This window comes from Ferruginivarius sediminum (assembly GCF_003344765.1).
Taxonomy (GTDB): domain Bacteria; phylum Pseudomonadota; class Alphaproteobacteria; order Kiloniellales; family Rhodovibrionaceae; genus Ferruginivarius; species Ferruginivarius sediminum.
This window is the reverse complement of sequence record NZ_QPMH01000004.1, coordinates 210,929-233,393: the sequence shown is the minus strand read 5'-3', so window position 1 is coordinate 233,393 and position 22,465 is coordinate 210,929. Positions and strand designations below refer to the sequence as shown.

The 22,465-nt window shown below is 65.8% G+C and carries 22 protein-coding genes; 9 read left to right on the top strand and 13 right to left on the bottom strand.

Going from position 1 to position 22,465, the window contains the following annotated elements:
• Position 1: 1 nt before the first annotated feature.
• The 5 genes from DRB17_RS06605 to DRB17_RS06585 all read right to left on the bottom strand — a co-directional run bounded on the left by DRB17_RS06605 (position 2) and on the right by DRB17_RS06585 (position 5,234).
• Complete coding sequence (locus DRB17_RS06605; RefSeq protein ID WP_114581398.1) at positions 2–934, bottom strand: UTP--glucose-1-phosphate uridylyltransferase; 933 nt, start codon at positions 932–934, stop codon at positions 2–4.
• A gap of 118 nt (positions 935–1,052) precedes the next feature.
• Positions 1,053–2,111 (bottom strand): Leu/Phe/Val dehydrogenase, encoded by a 1,059-nt coding sequence (locus tag DRB17_RS06600; protein WP_114581397.1) that lies wholly within the window; start codon positions 2,109–2,111, stop codon positions 1,053–1,055.
• A gap of 216 nt (positions 2,112–2,327) precedes the next feature.
• Entirely contained in the window at positions 2,328–2,963 is a 636-nt protein-coding gene (locus DRB17_RS06595) for a LysE family translocator (RefSeq protein WP_161958725.1), read from the bottom strand.
• Between the two features lie 22 nt (positions 2,964–2,985).
• Positions 2,986–3,591, bottom strand: a complete 606-nt coding sequence (locus DRB17_RS06590; protein ID WP_114581395.1) for a 2-hydroxychromene-2-carboxylate isomerase — start codon at positions 3,589–3,591, stop codon at positions 2,986–2,988.
• On the bottom strand, positions 3,588–5,234 hold the full coding sequence (locus tag DRB17_RS06585; protein WP_114581483.1) for an acyl-CoA synthetase: 1,647 nt from the start codon (positions 5,232–5,234) through the stop codon (positions 3,588–3,590). The genes DRB17_RS06590 and DRB17_RS06585 overlap by 4 nt, the downstream gene beginning before the upstream one ends.
• A 102-nt stretch (positions 5,235–5,336) precedes the next feature.
• Here DRB17_RS06585 and DRB17_RS06580 point away from each other — a divergent pair, with 102 nt between their 5' ends.
• The 3 genes from DRB17_RS06580 (at position 5,337) to DRB17_RS06570 (ending at position 8,811) form a co-directional block, all read left to right on the top strand.
• Positions 5,337–6,182 carry an SDR family oxidoreductase gene (locus tag DRB17_RS06580; protein WP_114581394.1) on the top strand — a complete coding sequence of 282 codons (846 nt, stop codon included), beginning with the start codon at positions 5,337–5,339 and terminating at the stop codon, positions 6,180–6,182.
• 10 nt (positions 6,183–6,192) lie between these two features.
• Positions 6,193–7,434 carry an MFS transporter gene (locus DRB17_RS06575; RefSeq protein WP_114581393.1) on the top strand — a complete coding sequence of 414 codons (1,242 nt, stop codon included), beginning with the start codon at positions 6,193–6,195 and terminating at the stop codon, positions 7,432–7,434.
• 96 nt (positions 7,435–7,530) lie between these two features.
• Complete coding sequence (locus DRB17_RS06570) at positions 7,531–8,811, top strand: MFS transporter (RefSeq protein WP_114581392.1); 1,281 nt, start codon at positions 7,531–7,533, stop codon at positions 8,809–8,811.
• A 4-nt stretch (positions 8,812–8,815) separates the two neighbouring features.
• Here the strand turns inward: DRB17_RS06570 and DRB17_RS06565 are convergent, their stop codons facing one another.
• Positions 8,816–9,343 carry a winged helix-turn-helix domain-containing protein gene (locus DRB17_RS06565; protein WP_114581391.1) on the bottom strand — a complete coding sequence of 176 codons (528 nt, stop codon included), beginning with the start codon at positions 9,341–9,343 and terminating at the stop codon, positions 8,816–8,818.
• 26 nt (positions 9,344–9,369) lie between these two features.
• Positions 9,370–9,687: a heat shock protein HspQ gene (hspQ, locus tag DRB17_RS06560; protein WP_114581390.1), complete on the bottom strand. Its 318-nt coding sequence runs from the start codon at positions 9,685–9,687 to the stop codon at positions 9,370–9,372.
• A 264-nt stretch (positions 9,688–9,951) separates the two neighbouring features.
• Between hspQ and DRB17_RS06555 the strand changes: the two genes are divergently transcribed.
• The 4 genes from DRB17_RS06555 to DRB17_RS21060 all read left to right on the top strand — a co-directional run bounded on the left by DRB17_RS06555 (position 9,952) and on the right by DRB17_RS21060 (position 13,279).
• Positions 9,952–10,845: a DMT family transporter gene (locus DRB17_RS06555; protein WP_161958724.1), complete on the top strand. Its 894-nt coding sequence runs from the start codon at positions 9,952–9,954 to the stop codon at positions 10,843–10,845.
• A 49-nt stretch (positions 10,846–10,894) separates the two neighbouring features.
• Positions 10,895–11,746: a division plane positioning ATPase MipZ gene (locus DRB17_RS06550; RefSeq protein WP_114581388.1), complete on the top strand. Its 852-nt coding sequence runs from the start codon at positions 10,895–10,897 to the stop codon at positions 11,744–11,746.
• An 89-nt stretch (positions 11,747–11,835) separates the two neighbouring features.
• Positions 11,836–12,558, top strand: a complete 723-nt coding sequence (locus DRB17_RS06545; protein ID WP_114581387.1) for a vWA domain-containing protein — start codon at positions 11,836–11,838, stop codon at positions 12,556–12,558.
• Between the two features lie 4 nt (positions 12,559–12,562).
• A complete protein-coding gene (locus DRB17_RS21060; RefSeq protein ID WP_114581386.1) occupies positions 12,563–13,279 on the top strand; it encodes a DnaJ domain-containing protein in 717 nt (238 codons plus the stop codon).
• Between the two features lie 4 nt (positions 13,280–13,283).
• On the opposite strand, the gene gatB is transcribed toward DRB17_RS21060, so the two are convergent.
• The 3 genes from gatB to gatC are packed head-to-tail and all read right to left on the bottom strand — an operon-like array spanning position 13,284 to position 16,516.
• The gene (gene gatB, locus DRB17_RS06535; RefSeq protein WP_114581385.1) at positions 13,284–14,738 is read right to left on the bottom strand and encodes an Asp-tRNA(Asn)/Glu-tRNA(Gln) amidotransferase subunit GatB; all 1,455 of its coding nucleotides are present in this window, start codon (positions 14,736–14,738) and stop codon (positions 13,284–13,286) included.
• A gap of 5 nt (positions 14,739–14,743) precedes the next feature.
• Complete coding sequence (gatA, locus tag DRB17_RS06530; protein WP_114581384.1) at positions 14,744–16,225, bottom strand: Asp-tRNA(Asn)/Glu-tRNA(Gln) amidotransferase subunit GatA; 1,482 nt, start codon at positions 16,223–16,225, stop codon at positions 14,744–14,746.
• A 3-nt stretch (positions 16,226–16,228) separates the two neighbouring features.
• Positions 16,229–16,516, bottom strand: a complete 288-nt coding sequence (gene gatC / locus DRB17_RS06525) for an Asp-tRNA(Asn)/Glu-tRNA(Gln) amidotransferase subunit GatC (RefSeq protein WP_114581383.1) — start codon at positions 16,514–16,516, stop codon at positions 16,229–16,231.
• A 175-nt stretch (positions 16,517–16,691) separates the two neighbouring features.
• Between gatC and ruvX the strand changes: the two genes are divergently transcribed.
• Positions 16,692–17,183, top strand: coding sequence for a Holliday junction resolvase RuvX (gene ruvX, locus DRB17_RS06520; RefSeq protein WP_114581382.1), 492 nt, complete (start codon positions 16,692–16,694; stop codon positions 17,181–17,183).
• Between the two features lie 91 nt (positions 17,184–17,274).
• Here ruvX and DRB17_RS19880 read toward each other — a convergent pair whose 3' ends face one another.
• The 3 genes from DRB17_RS19880 to DRB17_RS06510 form a co-directional block, all read right to left on the bottom strand.
• Entirely contained in the window at positions 17,275–17,907 is a 633-nt protein-coding gene (locus DRB17_RS19880; protein WP_147274828.1) for a hypothetical protein, read from the bottom strand.
• A gap of 120 nt (positions 17,908–18,027) precedes the next feature.
• Entirely contained in the window at positions 18,028–19,548 is a 1,521-nt protein-coding gene (locus DRB17_RS06515; protein ID WP_114581381.1) for a Ppx/GppA family phosphatase, read from the bottom strand.
• A 12-nt stretch (positions 19,549–19,560) separates the two neighbouring features.
• Positions 19,561–21,834, bottom strand: a complete 2,274-nt coding sequence (locus tag DRB17_RS06510) for an RNA degradosome polyphosphate kinase (RefSeq protein ID WP_421778531.1) — start codon at positions 21,832–21,834, stop codon at positions 19,561–19,563.
• A gap of 88 nt (positions 21,835–21,922) precedes the next feature.
• Between DRB17_RS06510 and DRB17_RS06505 the strand changes: the two genes are divergently transcribed.
• The gene (locus DRB17_RS06505; RefSeq protein ID WP_241503758.1) at positions 21,923–22,438 is read left to right on the top strand and encodes a SixA phosphatase family protein; all 516 of its coding nucleotides are present in this window, start codon (positions 21,923–21,925) and stop codon (positions 22,436–22,438) included.
• Positions 22,439–22,465 lie beyond the last annotated feature (27 nt).

Here is a 22,465-nt window from a genome sequence, read left to right as displayed (position 1 = left end):
GTCAGCTCCTGTTCGGGGTCTTGGCGGCCGCCTCGCGCGTGCTGGCGGCCGTTGGCATGTCGAGATCGTCCGCATAGCGCCGCAGGAGATCGCGGGTCGCTTCTGCCGTCTCCTCGTGCACGAGGGCATGGGCGAGGATCGCCTCGATATAGCCGGCCTTGTTGCCGCAATCGAAGCGCTGGCCCTCAAAGCGCAGGCCGTGGAAGGGCACCTCGCCGATGGTCCGCGCCATGCTGTCGGTCAACTGGATCTCGCCACCCTGCCCCGGCTCCTGCCGGTCCAGTTCGCGCATGACGCTTGGGTCGAGCACGTAGCGGCCAATGATGGACAAAGTGGACGGGGCGCTCTGAGGCTCGGGCTTCTCTACGAGCCCCTTGGCCGCCGCCAACCGGCCGTCGTCCGAGGTAACGTCGAGAATGCCATAACGATCGGTGTGCTCGCGCGGCACGTCGATCACGGCCACGATATTCCCCCCGACCTCGGCGTGAGCGTCCAGAAGCTGTGCCAGACAGGGCCGGTCCGCCATGATGAGATCATCGGGCAGGAGAACGGCGAAAGGCTCGTCCCCGATTACCGTGCGCGCGCACCACACGGCGTGGCCCAGGCCGAGCGGCTGCTGCTGACGGGTGTAGACGACGCGGCCGGGGTCCAGCACCGGATGGCGCACCGCCGACAGCTCCCGCGTCTTACCCTTCGATTCCAGCACGCCTTCCAGGTCGAGCGCGCGGTCGAAGTGGTCCTCCATCGCCGTTTTGTTCCGTCCGGTGACGAAGACGAACTCCTCGATCCCGGCGGCGCGCGCCTCCTCGACGGCGTATTCGATCAGCGGCCGGTCGACAACGGGCAGCATTTCCTTCGGGACGGCCTTGGCGGCGGGAAGTACACGCGTTCCCAGCCCGGCGACGGGAAAAACAGCCTTACGCACGCGTGGCATGGGTAATACCAGGGAGTCCAATAATGATAACGATGCGCTGTCTCATGCCACAGCCCATCCTATCAGACAAGCTAGCGCCCGGTAGTAGTCCAAAATCGACGTGGCTCAACGCCGAAAGCTACGCAGCGGCCGCCGCGGCCGGCCGGGGATGGGTGAACCGCTCCTCGGCCAGCCGGTCAGCGGCCTCGGCCGTGGACACCCCGGCACGGTCGGCGCGGCGGAATATCTCCAGCAAAGTGTCGTGGATCCGGCCGACGTGCCCGAACGCCTTCGACTTGTCGTAGTCCGGCCCTTCGTGGCTGATGTTTATGATGCCGCCGGCGTTGATGACATAGTCCGGCGCGTAGAGGATACCGCGATCCTTGAGGGCCTGGCCGTGCCGCGGTTCGGCAAGCTGGTTGTTGGCGGAGCCGGCGACGATCCCCGCCCGCAGGCGTGCCAGATTGCGGTCGTCGATGATACCGCCCAGGGCGCAAGGGGCGAACACATCGGCCTGCGCGGCAACAATGTCGTCGACGTCAACAAGCCGCGCATCGACGTCATGGGCCACGCGCTTTGCACGGTCGTTATCAATGTCGGCGATCAGTACGTCCGCCCCGTCGTGTGCCAGGTAGCGGCACAGATGCGCGCCGACATGGCCCGCGCCCTGCACGGCGACAGTGACGCCCCTGAGGTCGTCGCGGCCAAGCTTGTGCGCCACCGCAGCGCGGATGCCCATATAGACGCCGTAAGCCGTCGCCGGCGAGGGATCGCCGGCGCCGCCGGAGGAAACGCCGGCGACGTGGCGGGTTTCACGGCCCATCTCCTCGACGTCCTCGACCGAGATGCCGACATCCTCGGCCACTGTGTAGCTGCCGCCAAGCACCTGCACGGCCCGGCCCATGGCCCTGAACAGGGCCGGCGACTTGTCGCGCGCCGGGTCGCCGATGATGACGGACTTCCCGCCACCGTATGGCAGTCCCGCCAGGGCGGACTTGTAGGTCATGCCGCGCGACAGGCGCAACACGTCAGCGAGGGCCGCAGACTCGTCGGCGTAATTCCACATACGGCAGCCGCCGAGTGCCGGTCCTCGGCTAGTGTTGTGGATGGCGATAATGGCCTTCAGACCGCTGTCGGCATCGCATGAAAAAACGACCTCCTCGTGCGCATCGAAAGCGGGATTGTCGAATACGGACATGGCCTTCGCCTCTCGTTTCCGCTCAACAACTTCCAATGTCGGCAAGAAAAACCCGCGACGCAACGCCGCAGTCCAACATGCCGCACAAAAAGACGGAATGTTTATTTTGCGGCTGTCTCGAGAATACCCAAATTCCGAGAACGGTATGCCAGTCGGTAATATCGTTTCGTGGCAGGAGCCGACGGCTACTTCGCCCCTCTGAGCGCCCGAAGCCATTCAAGCGGCGGCTACACCTCGGCGCACAAGCGCCAGCGCGGCGGCGGCCAGAAGGTAAATCGTTCCGCTTGCCCGGTGCACCAGCGCGGGCCGGGCACGCATGACCTGCCAGCCGCCAAGGCGCGCGGCAAGCAGGATGTAGCTGCAGTGGACCGTCACCGAGGCCGCTGCCGCGATCCCACTGAGGAGCGCGAACTGCTGCCAGGCGGTGCCGCCGGGTTCGATAAATGCCGGAAAGATCGCGGCATAGGCCAACGCCGCCTTCGGGTTCGACACCATCACGACGAAGGCCTGCAGGCATACGACGGGCCCCGTCTTCGGCTTGACGGGCGTGGCTGCCAGTCCGCTTCGCCCGGCCGCCTGCCACTGACGCACGCCAAGCCACACGAGGTAGGCGACGCCAACCCATTTCACCACGGCGAACGCCTCGGCCGAGGCCTTGAGGAGCGTGCCCAGCCCCGCCGACACCCCGAGGGCATAGACCAGCCCGCCAAGACCGATCCCCACAGGCGCCAGCAGCGCCCTTGGCAGCGGCGTCGAAAGCCCGGTCGCTATCGTGAACGCCACGTTCGGACCGGGAGCCGCCGCCGCGAGCAGCCAGATGAGGTAGAAGCTTATGCCGGTTTCGAAGGTCATCGGCGCTTTCGCCAGTGCGGGCCTAGCGCACCGGGCCTGCCAGCTTGCGCTCGACGAAGTCCAGCCGGTCCTGGCCCCAGAACGGCTCGCCATCGACGACATACCAGGGAGAGCCGAAAACGCCACGGTCGATGGCTTCGCGAGTCACCCGCTGGAACTCGGCCTGCGTATCCTCCTTTCGCGCCTGCTCGACCAAGGCGGCGCCGTCTAGTCCGACTGCGTCGGCAACCGCACCTACGGTCGCGGCATCGGAGATATCGCGCTCTTCCGCCCAGCAGGCGCGCAGCAAGGCATGCGCCAGCGTCAGCGAATCGCTGCCGTTCCGCCCCGCCGCGATGATGGCGCCCGCGGCAAGCGCATCCAGGACCGGGAAGTGCGCCGGCTCCAGGTTCAGCGGCAAGCCGCGTGCCTCATGCCAGCGGCGCAGCTCGACGAAGCGGTAATCCTGCCGCACCTTCGGCCGCTTTGCGGGCGGGACGCCACCAGTCTCGCCGAAGACCGTCTTCACCTCGATGGGCTTCACGTTCACCTGGACGCCGTGCTCGCGCACGATACGCTCCAGCTCCTGGCTGCCCAGGTAGGCGAAAGGCGAGATGACGAAGAAGTAGTAGTCGATGGTCCGGCTCATTCACTTCCTCCCGGCGCGCAGGCGGCCGCCCCGCGCTCGCGCAGTTCCTTGCGTTTGATCTTGCCCGTCGGGGTCAGCGGCAGTCGGGGAACGAACTCGACATCTCGCGGATATTCATAGGCGGCCAGACGTTCCTTGACGTATTGCTGGATAGACCGGACAAGGTCGCCGTCGGCATTGTAACCGTCGTTCAGGACGACGAAAGCCTTGACCCGTTCCGTGCGCACCGGATCGGGCACGCCCACCGCGGCAGCCATCGCCACAGCCGGATGCTTGATCAGGCAATCCTCGATCTCGCCGGGACCGATGCGATAGCCGCCCGAGGTGATGACATCGTCATCGCGGCCGACGAACCAGAGATAGCCGTCCTCGTCCATGCGCGCCGTGTCGCCGGTCAGCAGCCAATCGCCAACGAACTTCTCCGCCGTCGCCTCGGGTTTGTTCAGATAGGCCAGGAACATCGCCGGATCGGGCCGATGGACGGCGACCGCACCCTCCTGGCCCGCCGGAAGCGGATTGCCTCCAGCGTCCACGATGGCGACCCGGTGGCCGGGAACCGGCCGGCCCATGGAGCCCGGCTTCACCGGCATGATGCCGGCGCAGTTCGCGACGATCAGGTTGCACTCGGTCTGGCCGTAGAACTCGTTGATGGTAACGCCGAAGGTTTCGCGGCCCCATTCCAGAAGGCCGGGGCCCAGCGTTTCCCCGCCGCTGCCGATGGAGCGGACGTTGAGGTTGTAGCGCACCCACGGCTTCGGCACCTGACGCATCATCTTCAGGGCCGTCGGCGGCATGAAGGCGTTGCGCACGCCCAGCTCCGCCATCAAGGCGAAGGCATATTCGGGGTCGAACTTCGGGAAGCGATACGCCAGCACCGGCACGCCGTGCGCCAGACTGGGCAACAGCGCATCCAGAAGACCGCCGATCCACGCCCAGTCCGCCGGCGTCCAGAACAGGTCGCCCGGCTTCGGAAACAACTCCTGCGGCATCTCCACACCCGGCAGATGCCCCAGCAGAACGCGATGGGCGTGCAGCGCCCCCTTGGGACTGCCGGTCGTGCCAGAGGTATAGATGACCAGCGCCGGATCTTCCGCGGCGGTATCCACCGGCATAAAGGAATCGCTCGATCTCTCCAGCAGATCCTCGAAGTCGTGGGAATCCGCCGCGAGGTCGCCGACGCAGATGGTTTCGCTCAGGTCCGGCAGGTTGTCGCGGACCGCCGCCACGCGCGACAATCCATCCGGCGTGGCGATCAGCGCCCGCGCCCCGCTGTCGCCCAGGCGGTAGGCCAGCGCCTCCTCGCCGAACAACGTAAACAGCGGCACGGCAACCGCGCCCAGCTTGTAGACCGCCAGATGGGCAATCGCCGCTTCTGCGCACTGCGGCAACAGGATGCCGACGCGGTCGCCGCGGCCGATGCCAAGCCCGGCAAGGGCATTGGCCAGCCGGTTGGAGCGGGCGCGGAGCGTCGCGAAGGACATCGCCGCACGGCTGCCGTCCTCGTGGATCTGGATAAGGGCAGTCCTTTCGGGCGCCCGCGCCGCCCAGACATCGCAGGCGGCGACCCCGATATTGAAGCGCGCCGGGATATCCCACCGGAACCGGTTGCAGAGTTCCTCGTAGCTGTTCGCCGCGGGCAGCATGCCCCCTCCCGTTTTCTTGAGCCCGTCGATGTTTCGCGGCATAGCATGACCGCGCCGGACGCGTTTAATGTTTCGGCGTCATTCCATGTCACGGGGGCTTAGATGTTCGATTCAAATCTCCTTGCAGGCAAGCGCATCCTGATTACCGGAGGCGGAAGCGGATTGGGAAAGTCGCTTGCGCATCGCTGCCTTGAACTGGGCGCGGACCTCGCCATTTGCGGGCGGCGCGAGGAGGTCCTGCAAGCCACCAAGGCCGAGTTCGACGCCGAATTCCCCGGAAAGACAGAATACCAACGATGCGACATCCGCGACAGTGAGCAGGTCGAGTCGATGCTTTCGGCCTTCTTCGAATCGCAGCCCCTGGACGCCGTGGTGAACAATGCGGCCGGCAACTTCCTGGCCCGCAGCGAAACGCTCAGCCCGCGCGGATTCGACGCCGTCACGCGAATCGTCCTGAACGGCACCGCCTACGTCACGCTGGGCACAGGCCGACGCTGGCTGGAGTCGGGGCGTACGGGATCGATCCTTTCGATCGTGGCGACCTATGCGTGGACCGGCTCGCCCTATGTCGTCCCCTCGGCCTGCGCCAAGGCGGGCGTCAACGCGCTGATGCAGTCGCTGGCCATCGAATGGGGCGGACGCGGCATTCGCTGCAACGCCATCGCGCCAGGGCCGTTCCCGACCGAGGGTGCGTGGTCGCGCCTGGTGCCGGACGACAGGATGGACGCGGCCTGGAAAAAGCGGATTCCGCTGGGACGCTTCGGCAAGCACGAGGAACTCGCCAACCTCGCCTGCTTCCTTCTGTCCGACATGGCCGGCTACATCAACGGCGAGACGGTGACGATCGATGGCGGTGAATGGCACAAGGGCGCCGGCCAGTTCAGCCTGATGGAAGACCTCACCGAAGAGCAATGGGGCGCCATGAACCCCAAGTCGCGTAAGGGGTAAGTCCAGCGCCATGAGCGCCGTCATCGCACCGGTCAGCGCCCTGCTGCTCAGCGTCGCCCTGTTGCTCATGGGGCACGGGCTGCAGGGCACCCTGTTGCCGGTGCGCGCGGAACTGGAGGCTTTCGGGACCTTCAACATCGGCGTCCTCGGCAGCGCCTACTTCATCGGCTTCGCCGGCGGATGCCTTCTGGGGGCGCGGGTGGTCCGGCGGGTCGGCCACATCCGTACCTTCACGGCGCTGACGGCCATCGCGGCCGCGGCAGCCCTGGTCCACGCGCTGGCGGTGGATATCTACGCCTGGTGGGGTCTGCGCGCGGTCACGGGTTTCTGCCTGGCCGGCCTCTACCTCGTCATCGAAAGCTGGCTGAACGAGCGGGCGACGAACGCCACGCGCGGGATGATCCTGTCGATCTACACGATGATCAACCTGACGGTCATGACCCTGGGCCAACTCATGATCGTGCTTTACGATCCGCAAGCTTTCCCTCTGTTCGCGCTGGCCTCGATCCTGGTATCGCTGGCCGCCGTGCCGGTGGCGCTGACGACCTCCGCCGCCCCGACGCCGCCGGAAACCGTGCAACTACGGCCCCAGCGCACCTACAAGGCCTCACCGGTTGGCCTGATGGGCTGCTTCGCCGCAGGTCTCGCGAACGGGCCGTTCTGGGCGCTGGGGCCGGTGTTCGCGGTGGGGGTCGGCCTCGATACGCGTGGCGTGGCCGTCTTCATGGCGCTGGTCGTGATCGCCGGGGCGATCGGACAATGGCCACTGGGCCGGCTGTCCGACCGGATCGACCGCCGCAAGGTCATCGTTGCCGCCTGCGTCCTGGCCGCGATGGCCGGTGCCGGGCAGTTCATCACCAGCGCCTACTGGACGCAGGGCGTTCTGGCGATGGCGTTCGCCTTTGGGCTGTTTGCCATCCCGCTCTATGCGCTCTGCGTGGCGCACGCCAACGACTTCGTGGATCCGCGCGAGTTCGTGGAGGCATCGGGCACGCTGCTGCTGGCCAACGCGCTGGGCTCGATCCTGGGGCCGCTATTGGCCGCGTTGGCGATGGCGCGGCTGGGACCGCCCGGCCTGTTCGCCGTCTCGGCGCTGGCACATACAGGCATGGCCGCCTTTGCCATGCATCGCATGCGTCAACGCGCGGCCCCGGCCCCGGAAGAGCGGACGCCCTTCGTGCCGGTGCCAAGGACCACGCCCGAGCTGGCGGAGCTCGATCCGCGCTCGGAAACGGAACTGCGCGGCGAGTAAGCCGGTCCGCGCGCGGCCTGATAAGCCCGCTTGCCGGGCGCGAATGCGCGGCCTAGGCTTCCGCGCAACAGCTTATCAACCGTTCGTCGAGCCGGAATGCCTTCCACCAAGACAGCGGAGGCGGACACCACCGCCCCGCAGCGTGTCGCCCTGCGCGCCGTCCTGACCGTTTTCCTGCCGTTCGCGGGCGGGTATTACCTGTCCTATGTGTACCGCTCGGTGAACGCGATCATCGCCGGCCGCCTGCAGGCGGATGTTGGGTTGAGCGCCGCCGAGTTGGGCGTCCTGACGAGCGCCTACTTCGTCGCCTTCGCGGCGTTCCAATTACCGCTAGGCCTGCTGCTGGACCGCTACGGGCCGCGGCGGGTCCATGGGGTCCTGCTCGTGATTGCTACCGCCGGGAGCGCGCTGTTCGCCGTTGGCGACACGCTCCTGGAACTGTGGCTGGCGCGCGCCCTGATTGGTCTGGGGGTGGCCGCCGGACTGATGGCGGCCTTGAAGGCGATCACGCAGTGGTTTCCCGAGCGTCGCTGGCCGCTTGTCAACGGCTGCTTCCTGGCGATGGGCGGGCTCGGCGCGATGTCGGCGACAGCACCGGTGGAGGCCGTGCTTCAATTCACCGACTGGCGAGGACTGTTCCTGGGATTGGCGCTGGCGACGCTGGCGGTGGCGCTGGCCGTCTTCCTGGTCGTGCCCGAGCGCCGCCGCACCTCGGCACCGCCGGACCTGAAGACACAGATCTCCGGCCTTAAATCGATCTACGGCGACCCGTTCTTCTGGCGTCTGGCGCCGATGTCGGCGCTGGCGATGGCCACCAGCCTGTCGATCCACGGCCTGTGGGCGGGGCCGTGGTTGCGCGACGTGGCCGGCCTGGACCGGGCCGGAACCGCTTCGACGCTGCTGTTCATGGCGGCCGCCATGACGGTGGGGTTCGTCCTGTGGGGTAGCGTCGCCGACCTGCTGCAGCGGCGCGGCGTGCGCCTGACGCAGACGCTTGGCGTCGGTATCGTCGGCTATCTGTTGGCGCTGGCGGCGATCCTGGGCAAGCTGGCGCCGGAATCGATCGTGCCCTGGTTGACATTCGGCCTGATCTCGAACATCTCGTCGCTGTCGTACACGGTGCTGTCCCGCCACTTCCCGATCCAGTACGCGGGGCGCGCCAATACGGCTTTGAACCTGCTTGTGTTCCTCTTCGCCTTCGGTGTTCAGGCGGCCATCGGCGCCATCGTCGACCGCTGGCCGGCCGAGGCGGACGGCGGATACCCGGACGCCGCCTACCAGACCGCTTTCGGCTGCTTCTGGGGCCTGGTCCTGCTGGCGTTCGTCTGGTTCATGCTCGGCGCCCGCCGCGCCCCGATGGACGGTTCCAAGCGATAAGCAATCACCCCCGAGGCGTATAGCCGTTGTCCGCGTCCTCGTCGCGGGCCTCGAACCAGCCGTTCTCCCAGGCCAGATGCTCCGCCGAATCGAAGGGATAGGGGTTGTCGGCCACACCCGCGCCACGGCGATAGGCCATGTGGCCGGAATCGTACACCGTCATGCGTGCCTCTTGCGCCGGGCCGCCCGACGTGCGCGCGATGAAGTTGCGGAACTCGGGGAAGGCTGCCAGCACGCTGTCGTCGATGCCGCCGGGGTGTTCCCGCAGAACCTGCCGGCCGCGGTCGGTGACACGGTACCGGCCGTCGGCCTGGTCCTCCACAAGGCGCGCCTCGGCGAGATACCGTCTCGCCCGTGCCAGGCGTTCGCGCATTTCCTCGCCCGAGATGGGCGGGTTCTCGCGGGCGAGGCTGAGATCCCTGCGCAGCCGCGCGGCTGCGTCGTTCAGGCTGGCCGGGCCGCTTTCCGCGGTCTTCAACAACGTGTGCATCAGATCCGCGTAGTGCAGGAGAGGGTATTCCTCGAACTCCATCGCCCCCTATACCCCGAGAGCCTTCCTCAGTTCCGCCGGCCGCGCGTCGTATACCCGCCGTTGCAGAAAGTGTCGAAGAACTCGCCCAGCTCCGGATGGCTGATCTGCTCGCCGGAGGCATCCGGCTCCAGATGCCGCTCCGCCACGTAGGTGCGGTGCGTGGCGTCGTGGACCAGCACATGATACCAGGGCTTTTCCTTCGGCGGTCGGCTTTTCGCCATCACCCGGTACCATTCCTCGCTGCCCTGGTACGACGGGTCGACATCGACGATCACGCCACGATAGCCGAACTTCTTGTGGTGGACGAGTTGTCCCACCGAAAACTGCGCTTTCTGCTCGCTCATTCCCGCGCCCATGAGACCTTGGTGAGCCTGGACGTCGATACGGTCATTGCGCGCCGCTCCGACCTCGCCCTCGCTGCGATGGGCACCCTAGCACGTCGCACCCTTCGCGACGAATCGAGTCGAATACACCGAAAACACGAGCGACCGCGTTTCGCGTTTGCCGTATCCCGTGCCGGTCGAGCCTGCTATGCCGGCAAAGGGGTTTGTCCGCACGTCATGGCATGGCATACCCCCGGCTTCGGCTGGAAACTCGGGGAGCGGCGCATGTCCAATCTGTCGGATCACATGAAGGGGCTTTCGATCACCGCGTTCGGCGTCCTGGTACTCTCGCCCGACGCCCTGTTGCTGCGGCTACTGTCGATCGATCCCTTCACAACGGTGTTCTGGCGCGGCGTGCTGATGTTCCTGACGCTGGCGGCCGCGATGGCGGTGGTGTATCGCGGCCGCGTCGACCTGGCCTTCCGCGCCGTCGGTCGTTGGGGACTGCTGTCCTCGCTCATCTATGCTGCCAACCTTGTCGCGTTCATCTACTCCATCGCCAACACGGCCGCGGCGAACACGCTTGTCATCATGGCCGCCGCGCCGCTGCTGGCGGCGATCTGGTCCAGGCTGTTCCTGCGAGAGCCGGTCGCGCTGGAGACCTGGATCGCCACCACGCTGGTCATCATCGGTATCGCCGTCGTGTTCTGGGACGGCCTGGGGCGCGGAACATGGAATGGCGATCTCGCGGGCCTGGCCGTCGCCCTCTGCCTGTCCGCCAATTTCACGGTGCTGCGCCACCGCAAGCACATCAACATGGTGCCAGCAACGGCACTTGGCGGCCTTTGGGGCGCCATCGCCGTGTTCCTGCTTGGCCTGACAATACCGCTGTCGCTGAACGCGCAGGACGTGGTGGTGATCGCGGTGCTGGGCCTCTTCGTGGCACCGGTCGCCTTCGGCCTTATTACCATGGGCCCACGCTACATCACCGCACCAGAGGTCGGGTTATTGATGCTGCTGGAGACCATCCTGGGGCCGCTGTGGGTCTGGCTGGCGCTGGGCCAGCGGGCCAGCGACGTGGCGCTCTCCGGCGGCGCGCTCGTGGTCGGCACGCTGCTTGTCTACTTCACCATCCGCCTGCGCCGGCAGACCGTTGTCACACCGCAGACAAGCGGGTAGCCTCTTGAGCACGCAATATCTAGCGTGACTAGCGAGGGGAACCGACGACATGGATGGGGGCAGCAATCCAGGCGGCAGCGGCGGCGGGCCGCACGTCATCGTCCTGGGCAACGAGAAGGGCGGCTCCGGCAAGTCGACGACGGCGATGCATCTGGTGGTCGCGCTAATGAAGGACGGCCACCGCGTCGGTACCATCGACCTGGACGCCCGCCAGGGCACGCTCTCCCGCCAAATCGAGAACCGGCGCGCCTTTGCCGAGGCGAACGGCCTGAAGCTGGAACTCCCGGAACATTGCCGGGTCCACCGGGCCGAGGCCGATACGCGCGAGGCGGCGGAGGCCGACGAAAGCGCACGCTTGCAGACGGCGCTGGGCGAGCTGTCCGGCTGCGACTTCGTCGTCGTGGATACGCCGGGCAGCGACAATCACCTCTCCCGCCTGGGCCACACGTTGGCGGATACGCTGATCACGCCGCTGAACGACTCCTTCCTCGACCTCGACCTTCTTGCCCGCATCGACCACGACGCGCGCAAGATCCTCTCGCCCAGCGTCTATTCGCAGATGGTCTGGGAGCAACGCCAGTTGCGCGCCGCCAAGGGCGGCCGGCCCATCGACTGGATCGTCATGCGCAACCGGCTGAGCCATATCGACGCCCGCAACAAGCGCGACGTCGGCCGCCTGCTGGAGGATCTGGCAAGCCGCATCCGCTTCCGTCTCGCCCCCGGCTTCGGCGAACGGGTAGTCTTCCGCGAGCTGTTCCCCAAGGGCCTGACCCTGCTCGACCTTCGCGAAAAGGGCGCGGGGGTTGCAATGTCGATGAGCCACGTGGCCGCGCGGCAGGAGGTGCGGGCGCTGCTTGCCGCCATCGGTCTGACGAGCGAGGTGCCTTCCGCGGCGCAGTGACATAGTGGGACGGAGTGAACTGGACGACCGGGGCGCGGACGCCTACCTTTTCCGGTGAAGGTACAACACACGCCCGCAATCGAGCCGTCATGCCCCGCGAGCACAAGCGCGACAACAACGTTCCGACGACCGAAGGTGCCTCCGACCAGCAGGTTCAGAAATTCCTGAACAAGGTCGCGGCCACGCCGGCCGTGCGCCGGCCGGGCGAGGTCGGACGGCTGATCTTCGCCATGGACGCCACCGCCAGCCGGGAGCCGACCTGGGACCAGGCCAGCCACATCCAGGCCGAGATGTTCCAGGAGACGGCGGCGCTGGGCGGCCTGCATATCCAGCTTGCCTACTACCGCGGGTTCGGCGAGTTCGACGCCAGCGAGTGGTATGCCGACAGCCAGAAGCTGCTGCGGCGCATGACCGGGGTGCGCTGCCTTGCAGGGCGGACACAGCTCGCCAAGGTGCTGAAGCATGCCCGCAAGGAGGCGAAGCAGCACAAGGTGAATGCCCTCGTCTTCGTCGGAGACTGCATGGAAGAGGATGTCGACGCGCTGGGCCAGCTTGCCGGTGAATTGGGGCTGTTGGGCGTGCCGTGCTTCATGTTCCACGAGGGGCACGAGGCGCTGGCCCGCCGTGCGTTCGAGCAGATTGCCCAGCTTTCGGGCGGCGCATGCTGCCGCTTCGACGCGAACAGCCCGCAGCAGCTTCGCGACCTGCTCTCCGCCGTCGCCGTCTTCGCCGCCGGGGGACGCAAGGCCCTGGGGGACTACTCGAAGGCCCGGGGCGGCGTGGTGAAACAGCTCACCTATCAGATGAAGTGACCCCGTGATCGCGTATTTCGTTCTCGGCATCGCGCTCCTTGCCGGTCTCTACCTGCTGGCGAAGTGGTTTTCGCAGGCGGAGCCGGGCGATGTCCTGAAGGCGCTGGCCTGGACCTTGGGCATCCTGGGCGTCATGGCCGGCCTGGCGCTTCTGTGGGCGGGACGCTACCAGCTTGCATGGATTGCCCTGCCCGCCCTGTTCGCGCTGGCCAGCCGCTGGCGCGACATCCGCAACGCCATCAAGTCCGCGCGCGGCCCCGGCCAGGGGCAGACCAGCACGGTGGAAACCCGCTTCGTCCGGATGACGCTGGAACATGACACCGGCGTCATGTCCGGCGTCGTGCTGGAGGGCAGCTACGAAGGGGCGCAGCTCGAAGACCTGGAGCTTGAGGACCTGATCGCCTTGTGGCGCGAGGCGCGTGCCGAGGATGCACAATCCGCCGCCGTCCTGGAAGCCTACCTCGACAAGCTGCATGGCGACGCCTGGCGGGAGGCGCCGGGCGATCAGGGTGCTGGCGCACAGGCCGGCGCGGCGGCTGGCGGTGGCCCGATGGGCGAGGAGGAGGCGCTGGAGATCCTGGGCCTGTCGAAAGGCGCATCCAAGGACGAGATCCGCCGGGCCTACCGCGACCTCATGCAGAAACTCCACCCCGACCACGGCGGCTCCAACTGGTTCGCCGCCAAGTTGAACGAGGCGAAGCGGGTACTGACGGGGGAATAAACCCCTAGCCCAGCTTCTTTCGCAAAAGCTCGTTCACCATTTTCGGGTTTGCCTTGCCGCCGGTGGCCTTCATCGCCTGGCCGACGAACCAGCCCATGACCTTCTGGTTACCGTCCTTGACCTGCTGCACCTGCTCCGGGTTCTCGGCGATCACCTTGTCGAGGATGGCTTCCAGCTCGCCGGTGTCGGTGATTTGCTTCAGGCCCTTTTCCTCGACGATGGCGCCGGCCTTCTTGCCGGTTTCCCACATCTCCTCGAAGACGTCCTTTGCGATGCGGCCGGAAATCGTGTTGTCGGCCATCAAGTCCAGAAGCTCGCCCAGCATGGCGGCGTTCACCGGCGCCTCGTCCAGATCGACGCCCGCCTTGTTCATGGCGCCGAAGAACTCCCCCGTCACCCAGTTGGCCGCCGTCTTGGCGTCACGGCCGTTGGCGACATCCTCGTAGAAGTCCGCCGTCTCGCGCTCGGCCACCAGAACGCCGGCGTCGTAGGCGCCAAGGCCGTAATCCTGAATGAAGCGCTGCTTCTTCTCGTCCGGCAGTTCCGGCATGTCCGCCTTGATGCGCTCCACCCAATCGTTCTCGACGATAAGCGGCAGCAGGTCGGGGTCCGGGAAATAGCGGTAGTCGTGCGCCTCCTCCTTGCCGCGCATGGAGCGGGTCTCGCCCTTGCGCGGGTCGTAGAGGCGGGTTTCCTGGATGACCTCGCCGCCCTCCTCGATCAGCTCGATCTGGCGGGTGGCCTCGGCCTCGATGGCGTGCATCACGAAGCGCACGCTATTGACGTTCTTCACCTCGCAGCGTGTGCCCAACCCCGCGCCCGGCTTGCGCACCGAGACGTTGATGTCGCAGCGCAGCGAGCCCTCGGCCATGTTGCCGTCGCAGGTGCCGAGATAGCGCAGGATCGAGCGCAGCTTCTGGATGTAGGCGCCGGCCTGCTCGGGGCTACGGATATCCGGCTTGGAGACGATCTCCATCAGCGCGACGCCGGAGCGGTTCAGGTCGATATAGGTCTTGCCCGGCTCCTGGTCGTGCAGCGACTTGCCGGCGTCCTGCTCCATGTGCAGGCGCTCGATACCAACGGGGATCACCTCGCCGTCGGGCATGTCGAGGTAGACCGTCCCCTCGCCCACCAGCGGCTCCAGGTACTGGGAGATCTGATAGCCCTGCGGCAAGTCGGCATAGAAGTAGTTCTTGCGCTCGAACACCGAGTGCCGGTTGATCTGCGCGCGCAGGCCCAGGCCGGTCTTGATCGCCTGTTCGACGCAGAAGCGGTTGATGACCGGCAGCATGCCCGGCATGCCGGCATCGACCGGCGAAACCTGCGAATTCGGCTCGCCGCCGAACTCGGTAGCCGCGGCGGAGAACAGTTTCGACTTCGAGATGATCTGCGCGTGAATCTCCAGGCCGCAAACGACCTCCCACTCACCCGTGTTGCCCGCGATGCGATAGCTGGCCATCGTCCTTACCTCCCCGCCACGAACGCCGGCTCGTGGGTGAACTGCGCGGCGTCTTCCAGAACGCCGCCGACGCGCAGCACCGTTTCCTCGTCGAACGCCTTGCCGATGAGCTGCAGGCCCAGCGGCAGGCCGTCGCCGCTCAGTCCCGCCGGGACCGAGATCGCCGGCAGGCCCGCCAGGCTGGCCGGCACGGTGAAGACGTCGTTCAGGTACATCGCGATCGGGTCGTCCACGAGGTCGCCGATAGCGAACGCCGCCGAGGGCGCGGTCGGGGCCAGGATGACGTCGACCTCCTTGTAGGCGTCGTGGAAATCCTGCGCGATCAGCGTACGCACCTTCCGCGCCTTGTTGTAATAAGCATCGTAATAGCCGGCCGAGAGCACATAGGTTCCGATCAGCACGCGGCGCTTCACCTCGCGGCCGAAGCCGGCCTCGCGGGTCAGCTCGTACAGCTCCTCCAGCGACCCCGCGCCTTCCGCGCGCAGGCCGAAGCGCACGCCGTCATAGCGCGCCAGGTTCGACGACGCCTCCGCCGGGGCGATGATGTAGTAGGCCGGCAGCGCGTAGTGGGTGCGCGGCAGGGAGATATCCACCGGCTCGGCGCCCGCGTCCTTCAGCCACTGGATACCCTGCTGCCACAGCGCCTCGATCTCCTGTGGCATGCCCTCGACGCGGTATTCCCTGGGGATGCCGACCTTGAGGCCACGGATATCGCCGGTCAGCGCCTGCTCGTAATCCGGCACCGGCAGGTCGACGCTGGTGCTGTCCTTCTCGTCGTGGCCCGCCATCGCGCGCAGCATGATCGCCGCGTCCCGCACCGAGCGCGTCATCGGCCCGGCCTGGTCCAGCGACGAGGCAAAGGCCACGATGCCCCAGCGCGAGCAGCGGCCATAGGTCGGCTTCATGCCGACGATGCCCGCAAACGAAGCCGGCTGGCGGATCGAGCCGCCAGTATCCGTCCCCGTCGCCGCCAGCGCCGCCCGCGCGGCCACCGCCGCCGCCGAGCCGCCGGAGGAGCCGCCGGGCACCAGCGGCCGGTTGTCGCCCTGGCGGCGCCACGGGTTCTCGACCGGCCCGTGATAGCTGGTCTCGTTCGACGAGCCCATGGCGAACTCGTCCAGGTTCGCCTTGCCCAGCATCACCGCGCCGTTGCGCCAGAGGTTGCCGGTCACCGTCGATTCGTACGGCGGCTTGAAGCCGTCGAGGATGTGCGAGCCGGCGGTGGTCAGCACGCCCTCGGTACAGAACAGGTCCTTGACGGCGAGCGGGATACCCTCGACCACCCCGGCCTCGCCCTTGGCGCGGCGGGCGTCCGAGGCCTCGGCCATCTTCAGCGCCTTGTCCGGCGTCTCGGTGATATAGGCGTTCAGCGAGCGCGCCGCCTCCACCGCCTGCACGTGCGCCTGGGTCAGTTCCTTCGACGAGACCTCGCCCTTGGTGAGCAGGTCGCGCGCCCGGGACAGGGTGATGCCGGTCAGTTCGCTCATCGTCTACTCCACCACCCTGGGCACGACGAAGAAGCCGTGCTTGCTTTCCGGCGCGTTCGCGACGATGTCGTTCTGCCGGCGGCCGTCGGCGACCTCGTCCTCGCGCATCTTCAGGTTCATCTCGACGACACTGGTCATCGGCTCGACGCCGTCGGTGTCGAGTTCGCCCAGATGCTCCACCCAGCGCAGGATGTTCGAAAGCTCCTGCGTCAGGGCCTCCTGCTGCTCCGGCTCGACGCGGATGCGCGCCAGTTTCGCGATCTTGGCGACGGTGTCCTTATCGACCGCCATACGCTCGTCCCCTTCTTGTACGGAAGGCCGCGGCAGCAAACGAAATACGGCGCCACGGCGCGGGCGCGCGGACCCTAGCACCAGGGCATGAGGCTCGCAAGATCGTGGGGCGCCTCCACGACGGTGGTGCGGAAGCGTTGCGGCCAGGCCCGCGGCAGGCTAGCGTCGCGCCGCCATGCCCATCGTCGATATCCGCGACCTGCCCAAGCTGCTGCCCGCCCGCGCCCGTGTCCTGGGCCTGGACCTGGGCAGCAAGACCATCGGCCTTGCCATTTCCGACCGCGACCGCCGCGTGGCCTCGCCGCTGGAGACGATTCGCCGGCGCAAGTTCACGCTCGACGCGCAGGAACTGGCCCGGATCTGCGGTGAGCGCGAGGTCAAGGGGCTGGTGCTGGGCCTGCCCGTCAACATGGACGGGACCGAGGGGCCGCGCTGCCAGTCCACCCGGCAGTTCGCCCGCAACCTTGTCGAGCAGGCGGGCGTCGCCATGCCCATCGCCTACTGGGACGAGCGGCTCTCCACCCAGGCGGTCGAGCGCTTCCTGACCGACGAGGCCGACATGACCCGCAAGCGCCGGGGCGAGGTCGTGGACAAGATGGCCGCCGCCTACATCCTACAGGGTGCGCTGGATGCGTTGGCGCGGGATGCGAATATAAATAGGCCGTAATCTATAGAAGTCATTGAGAGCAATCGGAGAGATAAGGAAGATCAATTAATCTCAATTATTTCTAATTTATCAAGCTAAAGCTCAGTAATTTTCACAATAAACGCCCCAACATATAAACTCCGGGCCAGATCCATTCACCCCCTCCAGTATCTGGAAACTTTAAATATCTCGTCTCAATTGGAAAATATGATGCATAAAAATCTATATTTTCGATATCTTTACCTATTGCAACTCTCTCTTTTATAATTGTATTGATATTTTTATTTTTTAATTCGTATGGTTTTATTTTTACTGTAACAAAAATAAGCGCCATACACTGGTCCGATTCGCCTTCAATTTTTTGTGCATCACATATTGCTTTTTGCCATGCACCTTCGAGACCTTTGTTCACACCTCCTGTTTGCCACACTTGCTTTGCTTCAACGCTGAGCGTCTTTTCACCAAAAGCAATCCATATATCGGCTCGCCCCCATGATGTCTTCCCAGAGTATTTCTTTTCAACCGTATATTCCTCTAAGGCAACTCCATCCTTTTGCTGCCAAGCTGCACCCGCCAATAATGAAATATTTGCTCTCTCAGTACTGGAATATGGGGGATCAATATATCCATATAGATTCTTATGTGCATCTATATAAGAACGTATATTTTCTCTCCAGGTATCTATAATTGGCGTCATCCAAATTAAATCTGAGTGAATGCTAGTTTCAAAAAGATCAGATGTCATTATCCGAGTGCTCCCGCCAAAGGTGATATGGATAAGTCGATATATTACCTACCACTTTCGGTATAAATTCTAAGCAAACAATAGAAGATTGCAAGGGGGCTGCTGCCTGCAATCCAGTCACTAAACCACATCCCCCCGCTTCGCGCCCATCGCCTTGACGAGCGCTTTCAGCCGCTTCTCCATCGCATCGCCCGGCGCCACGGAGCCGTCGGCCGGCAGGCGGACGTTCAGCCGGTCGCCGTCCCAGACCAGGGACGCGCGCCCGAGTAGTTCGCGGGTTCCGCCGCTCACCGTGATGCCGAGGCGCATCGCCAGGCCGAGGATCTCCGCGCGTCGTGCCTGTCGTGCGGACATCAGTTGCAGCGGCGTCTCGGCGTTTGGCCAGTCGGCCTTGCCGCCGTATCGAATGAACGCGGCATAGCCCAGGCACGCCCGCTCGCCATGATCGATGGCCAGAAGCGGCAGGCGCAGGATGCGGTAGAGCGCCTGCACGGCCCGATAGTCCGGATGCTCGCGCCAGGCGATGTCGGCCAAGTGCCCCGCCGCCTTGCGCAGGCGCCGCTCCTCCGCCGTCTCATCGTCGAACAGTGGCGCGGTCCAGGCGAACATCTCCTCGCCAAGGTCGCCGAATCGCCCCTCGCTTTCGGCCAGTTCGGCAGCAGCGACGAGCAGCGGGTCCTTCTCCTGTTCGTCGCGGGGCAGCAGGTCGTAGACATGGCCCTCGCGCAGTCCGAAGGCCGAGAATGTCACCCGTTCCGGCTGCATGCGCCGCAGCACCTGCGCCAGCAGCAGACCGGCATAAGGGAGCGTATCCAGACGGCGCTTCGAGACGCCGCGGATCCTGGCCAGCGAATGCGGGCTGAGCCGGGAGACGATGCGCGCCATGTCGCGGGCTGTCCGGCGGGTCAGACTGTAACCGTGGATCACGTGCAGCGGATAGTCCGTCTGCTCCATGTGGATACGAGCCAGCGCCCGCCACGCGCCGCCAACCGGGTAGAAGTGCTCGCCCGCGCAATCGCCCAGCCAGCTTACCTGATCCAAGTGCCGCTCGATCTCCGTCAGCGCCGCCTCGCGCACACCGTCGGCCACTTCCATCAGCCGCAAGGGGCCCAGGGGAAGCGTTACCGCATCCGACATCGCCCCATCGCGAAGACGCACGAGTTCCAGGCTGCCCCCGCCCAGGTCGCCCATGACCCCTTCCGCCGCCGGATTGCCGGCGATGACGCCAAGCGCGGCCAGGCGCGCCTCCTCCATCCCGGGCAGGACCGTGACGGGTGCGCCGCAAAGCTGCTCTACCTCGGCGACGAAGGCGGGCCCGTTCTCCGCGTCGCGCACGGCGGCCGTCGCCAGCAGGTCGAAGCGCTTCACCCGCATCGCCCGCGCCAGGCGGGCGAAGCGGTCGAGGTTGCGCAGGGCGAGATCAAGGCCTTCCTCGTTCAGTCGCCCGGTGCGGTCCAGCCCCCGGCCAAGGCCGCAGAGCACGCGTTCGTTGAAGACCGGCAGCGGCGCGCGGCATAGCCGGTCGAAGACGACAAGCCGGATGGAGTTCGAGCCGATATCGACAATGGCAATACGGCCGCTCCCGTGCGCTTCGGCATCAGGTGCGTGCGGAACCGTGCGAAGCGCCTCGCCTGGCGGCATGCAGTCGTGCCCTCAGGATTTCTCCAGGACCAGCCGCGGGGCCTTCTTGGCCTTGCGCAATGCGCTGCCACGGCCGGACAGACTGGGATTGGTCATGAAATAGGTGTGCGCGCTGAATGCATCCGGGCCGAGCGAAACGCGGGTCCAGGAGCCGTCGGGCTCCATCACCCAGGATTGCGCCTCGTCCTTCAGGTTGGCGATCATGATCTGGTCAAGCACCTGCTGATGCACCGTCGCATTCTCGATGGGTACCAGGGTTTCCACCCGCCGGTCCAGATTGCGCGGCATCCAGTCGGCGCTCGACATCATGACGCGCGCCTCGGGCGAAGGCAGGCCGTAACCGGCGCCGAAACAGACGATACGGCTGTGCTCCAGGAAGCGACCGACGATGCTCTTGACCTGGATGTTCTCGGACAGCCCCGGCACCCCGGCCCGAAGGCAGCAGATACCGCGCACGACAAGATCTATCTGCACGCCCGCCTGCGAGGCGCGGTAGAGGGCGTCGATCACCTCGGTATCCACCAGCGAGTTCATCTTCGCCCAGATCGCCGCCGGACGGTCGGCCTTGGCGTGGCCGATCTCCTCGTCGATGTATTTCAGCAGCGTCTGCCGCAGGTCCAGTGGCGATATGGCGATCTTGTCGAGCGGCGCCGGCTTGGCATAGCCGGTCATGTAGTTGAACAGCCGTGCGGCATCCAGGCACAACGCCGGGCTGCAGGTGAAGTACGACAGGTCTGTGTAGATCTTGGCGGTGATCGGGTGGTAGTTGCCGGTGCCGTAGTGGCAGTAGCTGCGCAGCCCCTTCCCTTCACGGCGCACCACCAATGACACCTTGGCGTGCGTCTTCAGGGTGATGAAGCCGTAGACGACCTGCACCCCGGCGCGCTCAAGATTACGCGCCCACTGAATGTTGCGCTCCTCGTCGAAGCGGGCCTTCAGCTCCACCAGTGCCGTCACCGACTTGCCGGCTTCGGCCGCTTCGATCAGTGCGGCGACGATGGGGGAGTCCTCGCTGGTGCGATAGAGCGTCTGCTTGATCGCCACCACCGCCGGGTCGTGCGCCGCCTGTCGGACGAATTGCACCACAACGTCGAAGGACTCGTAGGGGTGGTGGACTAGGATGTCCTTCTGCCGGATCGCCGCGAAGCAGTCGCCGCCGAAATCGCGGATACGCTCGGGGAAGCGCGGGTTGAACGGCTTGAACACAAGGTCGGGCCGATCGTTGACGATAAGCTGCCCGGTGTCCGACAGCCCGATGAGGCCGTCAAGTTCGAAGACGTCCTCGGCGTTCACGTTCAGCTCGCGAACGATGAAGGCGCGCAGGTCCTGCGGCATGTCATCGTCGACGCTGAGGCGGATGACCGAGCCGCGGCGCCGGCGCTTGAGGGCGCTTTCAAACACGCGGACCAGATCCTCGGCCTCCTCCTCGATCTCGATATCGCTGTCGCGCAGCACCCGAAAATAGCCCAGGCCAAGCACCTCCATGCCGGGGAACAGCTCGTCCAGATGGCGCTCGATCACCTGCTCGATGCGGATAAAGCGAATCTCGTCGGTGTCGTCGCGCGCGGGCAGGCGGATGAAGCGTTCAAGCTGCGGTGGCATCAGGACGAGGGCGTCGATTTGCTCGTCGTTCTCCTTCCGGCGAAGTTGCAGCACCATCGAGAAGCCGGCGTTCGGGATGAACGGGAAAGGGTGCGCCGGATCGACCGCGATGGGGGTGAGAACCGGAAAGACCTCCTCCCGGAAATAGGTTTCCAGCCAATCTCCCTCGGCCTCGCTCAATTCAGAGCGTTGCAGGACGGCAAGACGGGACTCGCGCAGCAGGTTGCGCAGCGAGTTCCAGCACGTCTGCTGGCCCCGTATCAACTCGATGGCACGGCGGTTGATGGCCTGTAGCTGCTGGGCCGGGGTCAAGCCATCGGGGCTTGGCGTCGTGACGCCGGCGCGCACCTGCCCCTTCAGGCCGGCGACGCGAACCATGTAGAACTCGTCCAGGTTGGAGGCCGAGATCGACAGGAAGCGCAGCCGCTCCAAGAGCGGATGGTTCTGGTTCGTCGCTTCCTCCAGGACACGGGCGTTGAACTCCAGCCACGACAGCTCGCGATTGATGAAGCGGGTGGGCGAGCTGACGTCGATATGCGGGATGGCTTCCTGCCGCTGTTGCCGCCCGTCGGTCGCGCTATCGGCCACGGCTGCCTCACTGCGCTCCCGGGCTGGTTGTTGCGTTTCGTCCACGGTTTCTCGCTCTCTTGGCCAACGCCCGACCATATTCATGTAGGTTAGCATGGGCAGGTCTCAAAACGATGACCTTCGCCTTGCCCATTCACCGTCAAGTGCCAGGTTGTCGCGACCCAGCCGGCCAGGGAGCCTGATTGTGCGAACCGTCTATCTGCTCAGGCACGCCAAGTCGAGCTGGGAAGACCCGACGCTGGCCGACCACGACCGGCCGCTGGCCCCGCGCGGCCGAAAGGCGGCACCGCGAATGGGGGCGTATCTGCGGCGTGAGGGCCTGGTGCCGAACCTCGTCCTCTCCTCCACGGCGCTCCGAGCCCGGCAGACTTGGGAACTTGTCGCGCCGTCGCTGCCGCCGGACATCCGGGTCGAATTCCGCAAGGAGATCTATGGCACGGACCCGGTCGAACTCCTCGGAATTCTGCGCACATCCCCCGACGATGCGGGAACCGTCATGCTGATCGGCCACAATCCCGCCCTGGAGGATTGCGCCGCTCGGCTCGCAGGCGCCGGCGACCCGGCGGCGCTCAAGCGAATGGCCTCGAAGTACCCCACGGCGGCGCTGGCGGAGATCGCTTTCGACGCCGATCGATGGAGCGTCATAGAACCAGGGACTGGGCGTCTCACGCGCTTCGTGCGGCCGAAGGACCTTGACTGAGGCAGGCCGCCTTGCCGGATCGCCTCC

Excerpts from the sequence above, each read along its gene's own strand:
- DRB17_RS06605 (WP_114581398.1), bottom strand. The coding sequence starts at position 934 with ATGCCACGCGTGCGTAAGGCTGTTTTTCCCGTCGCCGGGCTGGGAACG.
- DRB17_RS06600 (WP_114581397.1), bottom strand. The coding sequence starts at position 2,111 with ATGTCCGTATTCGACAATCCCGCTTTCGATGCGCACGAGGAGGTCGTT.
- DRB17_RS06595 (WP_161958725.1), bottom strand. The coding sequence starts at position 2,963 with ATGACCTTCGAAACCGGCATAAGCTTCTACCTCATCTGGCTGCTCGCG.
- DRB17_RS06590 (WP_114581395.1), bottom strand. The coding sequence starts at position 3,591 with ATGAGCCGGACCATCGACTACTACTTCTTCGTCATCTCGCCTTTCGCC.
- DRB17_RS06585 (WP_114581483.1), bottom strand. The coding sequence starts at position 5,234 with ATGCTGCCCGCGGCGAACAGCTACGAGGAACTCTGCAACCGGTTCCGG.
- DRB17_RS06580 (WP_114581394.1), top strand. The coding sequence starts at position 5,337 with ATGTTCGATTCAAATCTCCTTGCAGGCAAGCGCATCCTGATTACCGGA.
- DRB17_RS06575 (WP_114581393.1), top strand. The coding sequence starts at position 6,193 with ATGAGCGCCGTCATCGCACCGGTCAGCGCCCTGCTGCTCAGCGTCGCC.
- DRB17_RS06570 (WP_114581392.1), top strand. The coding sequence starts at position 7,531 with ATGCCTTCCACCAAGACAGCGGAGGCGGACACCACCGCCCCGCAGCGT.
- DRB17_RS06565 (WP_114581391.1), bottom strand. The coding sequence starts at position 9,343 with ATGGAGTTCGAGGAATACCCTCTCCTGCACTACGCGGATCTGATGCAC.
- hspQ (WP_114581390.1), bottom strand. The coding sequence starts at position 9,687 with ATGAGCGAGCAGAAAGCGCAGTTTTCGGTGGGACAACTCGTCCACCAC.
- DRB17_RS06555 (WP_161958724.1), top strand. The coding sequence starts at position 9,952 with ATGTCCAATCTGTCGGATCACATGAAGGGGCTTTCGATCACCGCGTTC.
- DRB17_RS06550 (WP_114581388.1), top strand. The coding sequence starts at position 10,895 with ATGGATGGGGGCAGCAATCCAGGCGGCAGCGGCGGCGGGCCGCACGTC.
- DRB17_RS06545 (WP_114581387.1), top strand. The coding sequence starts at position 11,836 with ATGCCCCGCGAGCACAAGCGCGACAACAACGTTCCGACGACCGAAGGT.
- gatB (WP_114581385.1), bottom strand. The coding sequence starts at position 14,738 with ATGGCCAGCTATCGCATCGCGGGCAACACGGGTGAGTGGGAGGTCGTT.
- gatA (WP_114581384.1), bottom strand. The coding sequence starts at position 16,225 with ATGAGCGAACTGACCGGCATCACCCTGTCCCGGGCGCGCGACCTGCTC.
- gatC (WP_114581383.1), bottom strand. The coding sequence starts at position 16,516 with ATGGCGGTCGATAAGGACACCGTCGCCAAGATCGCGAAACTGGCGCGC.
- ruvX (WP_114581382.1), top strand. The coding sequence starts at position 16,692 with ATGCCCATCGTCGATATCCGCGACCTGCCCAAGCTGCTGCCCGCCCGC.
- DRB17_RS19880 (WP_147274828.1), bottom strand. The coding sequence starts at position 17,907 with ATGACATCTGATCTTTTTGAAACTAGCATTCACTCAGATTTAATTTGG.
- DRB17_RS06515 (WP_114581381.1), bottom strand. The coding sequence starts at position 19,548 with ATGCCGCCAGGCGAGGCGCTTCGCACGGTTCCGCACGCACCTGATGCC.
- DRB17_RS06510 (WP_421778531.1), bottom strand. The coding sequence starts at position 21,834 with ATGCTAACCTACATGAATATGGTCGGGCGTTGGCCAAGAGAGCGAGAA.